Raw genomic sequence first — 9,463 nt, 5'->3', positions numbered from 1 at the left:
CCGACGGAGGGGAGCTGTCAGGCGAAGCCTGACTGAGGGGAGGCCGCCACCAGACACCACCTAACGCAACGGCGCCGCGCCGACGCTGTCTCGTGCGCACAGCGACGTCGGCAGGGCGACCACATCGCCGCCGCCCGTCCGCACGCAGCCGTCGGGCAGTCGCAACGACGCCATGTCGGCGTCACCGAACATGTCGAGCGAATACGTTCCCGCTCCATCCATACGCAGCAGCGTCCGCACTCCGACCGCGCCGATTTCGGAGCGGGGTATCGTGATGGTCGTCAGCTTCGGACGGACCACGTCGACGATCGGCGAATCGTCGAACGCGATGATCGACAGATCGCCCGGCACACGCACGCCGTCCTGCAAGAACCGCGATATCATGCCCGCGGCGATCGCGTCGTTGTATGCGATGACTGCGGTCGTGGCGGCGGCATCACCCATGTGATGCCCTTGGTTGAGCAGCATCCGGGCGGCCTGGTCGCCGCCCCGCGCCGACGGTTCCACCGGGCCGATACGATGCGTCGCAAGCCCCGTGACCGGTGCGGCTGCGCGGATGGCGTGCCATCGGGAACGGTCGGCCCACGAATCCGGTCCGGACACATATGCCACTTGCGCGTGGCCGTTCGAGGCGAGCAGCGACAATGCCCGACGAATGCCCGACGATACGTCCGGCACGATGCTGGAGACGCCGTCGACGGGACGGTTGAGCACCACCATGGGCACGCGGCGTGCGAGATGGGCGAGCCGGTCGTCGTCCATGCGGTCGGATGCGATGAGGATGCCGCGCGATGTTTCGGCGACCTCCTCGACGAACGATCCCTCCCATTGACCACCGCGATTCGATTCGATGACGCTGATGGCCAGTCCCGCCGCATACGCCTCGTCCTGCGCGCCGCGCAACAGGGCCGACGATTCCGCGGCGTCCTTGACGATGAGACCGATGAGACCGGAGGTTCTCATCGGACGTTTGCGGTAGGGGCGGTACACATAGCCGAGCCGGTCGGCCGCGGCGCGGATCTGCGCCACGGTGGCGGGGTTCACCCGGTCGGGGTTCTTGAACGCACGAGACACCGTGGACGGCGAGACGCCGGCTTCGGCCGCCACGTCCACAAGGCGCACGGGCCGAGCGGAGACGCCCGGAGCATCACCGACTGCATCGGCCATGTCTCTCATGCCATCTCCTCCCCCGGCCTCGCATCGTCGCCGCGCACCGTAGCCGTCTGAATTACTCCAATCTTAGCCACGCGGCCCGCGAAGGCAGGCATCCGACCGCAAACCCGATTCTCATGGGCGTTCATATTCCAACGGCCGTACTCCGTATATCGACGGCAAGGCCCCGGAATATCGAGTCAGGTGCCCGCAACGCAGCCAGTCACCAGCAGTCGCCCAGAAGATGGAGATGGCTTGGCGTCACGGTCACAGCACGAGTTCATGATGACCGGGGGTGAGGTGTGCGGCGGCGATCGCACCCTGCGGAGTCAGCACCGTGGCCTCGGTGTGGCACGGCACGTCAACGGCCACACGGATGGTGTCGGCGACCGATCCCCCGTCGGGCACACGCTCGGCACGCACGGTGATGGGCCCGCGCACGGTCGGCACGGTGGCCGCCGCCGAATCCACGGCGCCTCGCTCCCCCGACGCGCCCAGCTGCGGCCGCACCTCGAACGTGGCATAGCCGGGTGAGGTCGGCCGGATGCCCAGCAGCCCCTCGGGCAGCAGGAACGCCGGCGACGCGGCCCACGGATGCGAGTACGTGGTGTTCGGCTTGTTCTCCACGTCCCACGCCTCCATGGTCGCGCCCGCGCCTTTCTCCATCATGTTCACCCATGTGCGCAGACCGTCGCGCGCGGCGATCAGCGCCGTGGCGTCCGCGCCGAATCCAGCGGCGTACAGTCCGGCGAGATACACGCTGGCGGCATACACGCTGCATGCCATGCCCCGCCCGCGCAGGTATGCGCCGACCGCTTCACGCTGGCCTTCCGGAAGATCGGCGAACGCAAGCGCGAACGCGGAGGCGTGCAGCGAATGATGCGCGATGCGTTCGCCATCCGCACCGTCCGTCAGACCATCCACGTAGGTGCCGGCTTCGGCGTCATAGAGCCGTTCATGCATGGCGGCTCGCATCCGGGAGGCGGTGGCGGCGAACCGCTCGGCGTCGTCGTCGCGACCGAGCGCGGCGGCGATGTCGGCCATGTCGGCGAACGTCTGCGACGAGAGCGCGTTGATGACCGTGTTGACGCGGCCGAACACGAATCCGTCGCGTTCCACCGGCGGCCAGTCGATGAGGTCGCCGTCGGTGTGACTGGATTCGCCCGGGTCCTTGACGATCAGTCCGGAGGCTGGGTCGAGGTGCTTCGTCGGCAGCAGGGCGACCAACTGGTCATAGCGGCCTGCTATCTGGCGGATGGAACCGGTGCGCATCCACGCATCGTGGGCAGCGAGGATGAGATACAGCGGCCATTCGGTGGGCCACGTGCGGTTGGCGATCAGCCAGTCGACGGAGTATTCGGCGAGCGCGGGGGCGTCGTCGACGGCCAGATGCGCGTGCTGCTGAAGCCATGCGTCGCCTTCGTATGGTGCGCGTTCACGCGTCCACGAGTCGGCGTAGATGTTGCCGTTGGTTGATTCCATGGTGTTGCGGCAGAAGTTCCAGACGGCTTCCAACGTGGCGTCCGACGAGGTGAACGATGCTGCGGAGCGGTCGAACGGGTAGATGAGCGCGGCGGCCTCGACGCGGTCGTCGCCGGAGGCGAGATGCCGCATTGCCTCCGTTGAATCGACCGATGGGATGATTTCCACATAACGGAATACGCGCAGTCCCCATGTCTCCATGGTCACGGCTTCGGTTCCGTCGCCGAGATGCCACGTGTCCTCGTAGTTGTTGAATGCGCTGAGATGCCATTTGACGGAGCCGTCCGGGTTGAGCACTTCGCCATAGCGGATCTTGAGGTCGGCGTGGCCATGACCGGCGTCTCGCGTGATGCGCACGCCTCCCTCCCATGTGCGACCGAAATCAAGGATCAGATGACCGTCATCGGTCAGACGGGATGACGCCGGGGCATGGTATTGCACAATCGGTTTGTCGGTGGGCGTGGGTTCGAGCGCCGTGAACGCGCCGCGTACGGCGGCGGGCGCCCAATCGGCGTCGTCGAAATCCGGCGTCGTGAATCCGAACGGATAGTTCGTCGACTGCACGTTTTCGGCCGGGGCTTCGAAATACTGTGTGCCGATGGATGCGGAATCGGGGTAGATGGCGGTTCCGGGCAGGGTCCGCCAGTCGGGGTCGGTGCCGTAGTGGGCGAGCTCGCCGTCGGCGAATTTGACGTCGAGCTGTGCGATGAACCGCTGGTCCTCGACGGTGTAGGCGAGCGCGCCGATGGCGTTGTCCTCCCCGGCGTTGAGCAGGTCGGTCACGTCGTAGCCGTCGTATCGGGCCTCGCCGTCGACGGGGAAGGTGGGTCCGTAGCCGACGAACGTGCCGTTGACCCAGATTCGGTATATGAACTGTCGGGCGGCGCGTGTGCTGGATGCCGTTACGTTGAGGGTGGCCCAGACGATGGGCTTGTCGGGCAGGCCGGCCAGGCCGCGCAGGAACGCCCAGCCGCGGGAGTTGTGTGGATCGGAGGCCTTGCGCTCGCCGACGAAGAACGAGTCGTCGGTGGATGCGGCGGCTTCGTCGGGCAGGTCGAATTCGGCGGATTCGTCGATTGCGCGGGGTGCCGCGGCGTCTGCGGGCACCCAGATGGGGTCGGCGTGCCAGTGGTCTCCGGCACCGGTGCCGAACGTCACCGGATCGGACCATACGGAGACACGGCCGGCGTCGTCCCATACTCGCACGGCCAGCCAGTATCTGGTGGAGGCGGGGAGCGCGAGGCCGTCGAGGAGGATTCCCGATTCGCCGTCGTAATCGCGGCGGCCGGAGTCCCATACCGTCTCGCCGGAGAGCGGATGGTCGGTGACGATGATCTGATAGGACGACCATTCGACGGATGCGGGTTCCGTGGCCTGCACCGGCGCGGACGACGACGCGGCGGCCGGTCCGAACCACCATCGGACGTCGACGTCGGATTCCGGCGCCAGATCGACCGGGGCGATGCGGTCGTTGATGCGGATATGCGTGGGGGCGCCGGGAAGGTCCGCCCCGGACGGTGCATCGGCGTGCGCCCGTATGACGTTCACGGTGGTATCGGCTGTTGTGCTGTTCACGTTGCGCTCTTTTCCTAACATCGTTGTCATTACCGTTACGGTTTGTCAATGATGATAGGAACGTGGGCGCTAACCGCCGTCTTTTGCCGTTTTTGCCGAATCGCCTGCCCCCCAGACCTGCTTCACGGGCCAGCTCCCCTGATGAGAGGCGCAAAACAGCATCAACGAACTCGCGGCGCGTGCCGTTCGGCTGCTGGCCTATGCGATCAGCGAACAGAACAGCGCCTCGAACACAAGCAGCGGATTGCCGTTGCCCGACAGCCGGCGCCGCGCGACGCCGACAGCCTCGGCGCGTTCTATGGCAGCCTCGCGGCTCAACCGCGACGCAAGGTCCGCGATGGCCGTGCGGTTCTCCTTGTTGATCAGACCGACGGTGTTCTCGGCATGGTTCTGCAGCACGGCCACATCGCGGTACACGCTGGCGACGGAGTTCAGCGCACGGTCGAGCACGTCGCGGCTGCGGCGCGTGGTCCGGCGCTTCACCTCCTCCTTCTTGCCGATGGCATTGTAGGCGCCGCGGATCTTCGGCGGAATCCGGTCCTTCTCCCCCAGCCCGTTGACGCGACGGAACTCGGCCCGGTCCCGCGACACCTGGCGTTCGACCTCCTCGGCGGCCTGCGCGGTGGCGTCGGAGATCAGATGGTCGGCGAGCAGTACGGCGTCGGATGCCTTGACGAGGCCCAGCACACCGACGATAAGCGTGTCCCTGTCGGTCATCACACGCTCGTTGGTGGCATACAGCCGGGCGATGCCGATATGCCCCTCGGAAAGCCGGGCGGCGCGGACGGCCACGTGGTCGGTGAACCGCCGGTTCTCCGGCAGCGTGGGATTCACCGTGGTCATAAGGAAGTCTGCGACGGCCTTCTGCGACGGCACGGCGAGCGTGACCACGCGCGTGCGGGACCGGATGGTGGGCAGCACGTCCTGCGCGCTGGGGGCACACAGCAGCCATATCGTATGCTCGGCCGGTTCCTCGATCTCCTTGAGCAGCACGTTCGTGGTGCGTTCGAGCATACGGTCCACGTCCTCGATGATGATGATGCGCCACGGCGCGGTGGCCGGCATCTGCTCGGACGTCTCGATGAGGCCACGCACCGCGTCGATGCCGATCGTCACCTTGTCGGTGGCGAGCACGGTGACGTCGGGATGCGTGTTCGCCAGCACGTGGCGGCAGGTCGTGCATTCGCCGCAGCCGTGGCTCGGGCATTCGAGCGCGGCGGCGAACGCGCGCGCCACGTTCGAGCGGCCTGATCCGGGAGGACCGCAGATCAGCCATGACTGGGCCACGTCGGCGGGGTCGTCCGCGATTCTCGACAGCAGTTCGACGGTGGGCTTCTGTCCCACGATGGCGTTCCAGACACTCATCGGGACTCCTTGTCATAGCCGAACAGGGCGTCGATGTCCACGCGGATCTGCGTCCACACGGTTTCGACGGGCCGGGCGGCATCGATAATGCGAAACCGTTCCGGCTCGGTTTCGGCCAGGTCGAGGAACGCCCGGCGCGTACGAGCCTGGAAGTCGTCTCCCGCCGCTTCCATGCGGTCCTCGTCGTGCCGGAGCCGTGCGTGTGATTCGGCCGGATCCATGTCGAGCAGATAGGTGCGCACCGGCAGCAGGCCGTTCGTGGCCCACATACTCAGGTCGCGGACCTCCTTCGCGGTCAGTTCACGCCCGCCCGCCTGGTACGCCAGCGACGAATCGAGGTACCGGTCGGTGATGACGATCTCGCCGCGGGACAGCGCCGGGCGGATGGTCTCGGCCACGTGCTGTGCCCGGTCGGCGGCGAAGATGAGCGCCTCGGCGCGCGGCGCGATGTCGGCCCCGGCGCCGTCCACGCCGCCGAGCAGCAGCCGGCGCAGCGCGACGCCGAGCGGGGTGCCGCCCGGCTCGCGGGTGACCAGCACCGTGCGGCCGCGTGATTCGAGGTACTGCCGCAGCCGTTCCACCTGCGTGGTCTTGCCGACGCCGTCCACGCCCTCAAAGGAGATAAACAATCCAGCCATGCCCTCTACCGTATCGGCGAACCCCAACTTTTCCCCGGGCCGCCACGGGGCATACAGACCCGCCTTCGACTTCCGGGGCAAAACCCCGGAAGATGGCGGTAGCCGTTCGGGCGCGTCTATTTGGCCTTTTTCCTGGCTGCGGGGGCCTTGGCGACGACGGCGGGACGTTCATAGCCTTCGTTCGCGGCCAGCCATTCGATGTCCGCCTTGACGGTGGACGCGGTGGAGCCGATCTTCTCGGCGATGCGCGTATTGGCCCACCCCTTGCTGGCATACTTCTTCACCTCGGCGCGGCGTTCGGCCCGCTTCGCCTCCACGGCACTGACCTTCGGCGCGGTCTTGGCGGAAGACCCGCCCTTGCTCTTGCTCTTCGCGCCGCCACGGCCACGACGGCCACGCGTGGACGGTCCGGCGGCGCGTTTCTCGGCAAGCAGGCGGAATGCGTCGGCCGGGTCGATGGACTCCGGGGAGTACTGGCGCGGCAGCGTGCGGTTCGTCTCGCCGTCGGTGATGTAGGCGCCGAAGCGGCCGTCCTTGATGGTCACGGGCTTGCCGGTCTCCGGGTCGGGGCCGAGTTCACGCAGCGGCGGCTTGGCGGCGCCGCGGCCACGGCCACGCCCGTACTTGGGCTGGTCGAACAGCTCCTTGGCCTTGGCGATGTCGACGGTGAAGATCTCGTCCTCCGAACCAAGCGAACGCGTCTCGGACTTGCCATCCGCGCCGGTCTTGGTCAGGTACGGGCCGTAGCGGCCGTTGTTGGCCAGCACCACGGCCTGCGTGGTCTCGCCGGTCTCGGCGTTGGTCTGCGGCAGCGTGCCGACCTCGCGCGGCAGCGACAGCAGCTTCAGGGCATCGTCGAGCGAGAGGGCGTCGGGGTTCATGGTCTTGAACAGCGAGGCCATCTTCGGCTTGTCGGCGGCCGCGGCTCCACCTTTGCGCCGGGTGGCGCGCTTCTTCGGCGCGGGCCTGCCCTCCTTCGCGGCCTCCTCCTCGGCGGCCTTGGCCGCGGCCCGTTCGGCTTCGGCCTGCGCCTGCTGTTCCGGCGTGATGAGCGCCACATACGGCCCGAACCGTCCTTTGCGCAGCTCCACGGTGCCGCCGGTCTTCGGATCGGTGCCGAGCACGCGCGGTCCGCCGGAGTTCGTGGCGATCAGCTCATGGCCCACCTCGGGCGTCAGCTCGTCCGGCGCCAGCGTGTCGGGCAGTGAGGCGTGCTTCGGGTTCCCGTCGGCGTCGAGGTTCCTCGTGTCCTCAAGATACGGGCCGTAGCGTCCCACGCGCACATGCAGCCCGTCGCCGATGTCTATGGTGTTGATCTCCCGGGCGTCGATGTCGCCGAGTTGCGCCACCTGCTGTTGCAGACCCTTGTGCGCCTCCTCGGCCGACCCCACGGCTCCCGCGCCCGTGCCGAAGTAGAAATGCGTGAGCCAGTCCTTGCCGGTCTCCTTGCCCCGGGCGATCTGGTCGAGTCCATTCTCCATCTGCGCGGTGAACTGGTAGTCCACATACTGCGGGAAGTTCGTCTCCAGCAGTTTGACGACGGAGAACGCCAGCCACGACGGAATCAGCGCCCGCCCCTTCTCGTACACGTATCCGCGGTCGATGATCGTCGAGATGATGCTCGCGTACGTGGACGGACGGCCGATCTCCTTCGCCTCCAGCGTCTTGACCAGCGTGGCCTCGGTGTATCGGGCCGGCGGCTGGGTCTCATGTCCGGCCGGCTCCACCGCCTTGGCGGCGAGTCGGTCGCCCACGGCCATCGGCGGCAGCGACGCGTTTTCGGCGCGGTCGGCGCCCTTCCTGCCCTTGCCGGTTTCGACGCCGTTCCCGCCGTCGCCATGCCCCCTGCCGAACACGCGCAGGAATCCGGGGAACTCGATGACCGTGCCGGATGCCTGGAACAGCGCTTCGCCGTGCCCGCCCGCCTCGGCGCCGAGACGCACGGTGGCGGTCGATCCGGTGGCGTCGGCCATCTGCGAGGCGAGCGTCCGCTGCCAGATCAGCGTATAGAGCTTCAGCTGGTCCGGCGGCACGCGCGCGGCCAGTTCGTCGGGCGAGCGGAACGTGGAGCCGGCGGGGCGGATGCATTCGTGCGCCTCCTGCGCGCCCGCGGTCTTGGTCACGTACTGCTTCGGACTGTCGGAAAGGTATTCCCTGCCGTACATCGCTCCCACCGCGTTGCGCGCGGCGGCGATGGCCTCCTGCGACAACGTGACGGAATCGGTTCGCATATAGGTGATGTAGCCGTTCTCGTACAGGCCCTGGGCGGCGCGCATCGTGGCGCGCGAGCTCATGCCGAGACGGTTGCCGGCGGTCTGCTGCAGCGTGGACGTGGTGAACGGCGGCTGCGGACGGCGGCGATACGGCTTCGTTTCGAGCGACCGCACGGTGAACGGCCGCTCCCGCACGGCGGCGGCGACCTCGTTCGCCAGCGCCTCGTCCATGACGACCGGCGTCTCCTTGGCGGCGGCGTCGGTCAGACGGCCGTCGGCGCCGAAATCCTTGGACACGGCGAGACGGCTGCCGCCCAGCGACACGAGCCGCGCGTCGAACCCGTCGGCGGCTCCATCATCGCCGCCATCGACTCCATCGACATCACCCGCCGTGGCCCCCTCCGCAACCAACGTCGCGATGACGTCCCAATATGCGGTGCGCACGAACGCCATGCGTTCGCGTTCGCGTTCGACGATCAGTCGCGTGGCAACCGACTGCACGCGGCCGGCCGACAGCCCCGGTCCGACCTTGCGCCATAGCACGGGGGACAGTTCGTATCCGTAAAGTCGGTCGAGCACACGGCGCGTCTCCTGGGCGTCCACCATGTTGTCGTCGACGTCTCGCGTGGCGGTCAACGATTTTTTGATGGCTTCGGGCGTGATCTCATGGAAGACCATGCGCTTGACAGGCACCTTGGGTTTGAGGGTCTGCACAAGATGCCACGCGATGGCTTCGCCCTCGCGATCCTCATCGGTTGCGAGATAGAGTTCGTCGGCCTTCTTCAACGCGGCCTTGAGTTCGGAGACCGTCGACTTCTTGTTGTCGTTGACGATGTAGTACGGCTCGAATCCGTCGTTCACATCGACGCCGAACTTGCCGAATTTCTCCTTGCGGCTCGGCGGCACCTGCGAAGGCTGGGCGAGGTCGCGGATATGACCGACCGAGGCCATGACCTCGTAGCCCTTGCCCAGATATCCGCCGATTTTCTTCGCCTTGGTGGGCGACTCGACGATGACGAGCTTGGTACCGGTAGTCAT

Annotated in this window: 5 protein-coding genes; all 5 read right to left on the bottom strand. The window is 67.2% G+C overall.

The window, feature by feature from the left end:
- Positions 1-60: 60 nt before the first annotated feature.
- The 5 genes from DF200_RS07325 to topA all read right to left on the bottom strand — a co-directional run bounded on the left by DF200_RS07325 (position 61) and on the right by topA (position 9,463).
- Positions 61-1,176, bottom strand: a complete 1,116-nt coding sequence (locus tag DF200_RS07325; RefSeq protein ID WP_109137625.1) for a LacI family DNA-binding transcriptional regulator — start codon at positions 1,174-1,176, stop codon at positions 61-63.
- A gap of 243 nt (positions 1,177-1,419) precedes the next feature.
- Positions 1,420-4,209, bottom strand: a complete 2,790-nt coding sequence (locus tag DF200_RS07320) for a family 78 glycoside hydrolase catalytic domain (RefSeq protein ID WP_109137624.1) — start codon at positions 4,207-4,209, stop codon at positions 1,420-1,422.
- Positions 4,210-4,407: 198 nt separating this feature from the next.
- Positions 4,408-5,574, bottom strand: coding sequence for a DNA polymerase III subunit delta' (locus tag DF200_RS07315; RefSeq protein ID WP_109137623.1), 1,167 nt, complete (start codon positions 5,572-5,574; stop codon positions 4,408-4,410).
- Positions 5,571-6,212, bottom strand: a complete 642-nt coding sequence (tmk, locus tag DF200_RS07310; RefSeq protein ID WP_109137630.1) for a dTMP kinase — start codon at positions 6,210-6,212, stop codon at positions 5,571-5,573. Before tmk ends, DF200_RS07315 begins: the two co-directional genes overlap by 4 nt.
- A gap of 116 nt (positions 6,213-6,328) precedes the next feature.
- Positions 6,329-9,463, bottom strand: a complete 3,135-nt coding sequence (gene topA, locus DF200_RS07305; protein WP_109137622.1) for a type I DNA topoisomerase — start codon at positions 9,461-9,463, stop codon at positions 6,329-6,331.

Origin of the sequence: Bifidobacterium catulorum (assembly GCF_003129925.1) — a bacterium.
GTDB classification, from domain to species: domain Bacteria; phylum Actinomycetota; class Actinomycetes; order Actinomycetales; family Bifidobacteriaceae; genus Galliscardovia; species Galliscardovia catulorum.
This window is presented reverse-complemented; position numbering and strand designations above follow the sequence as displayed.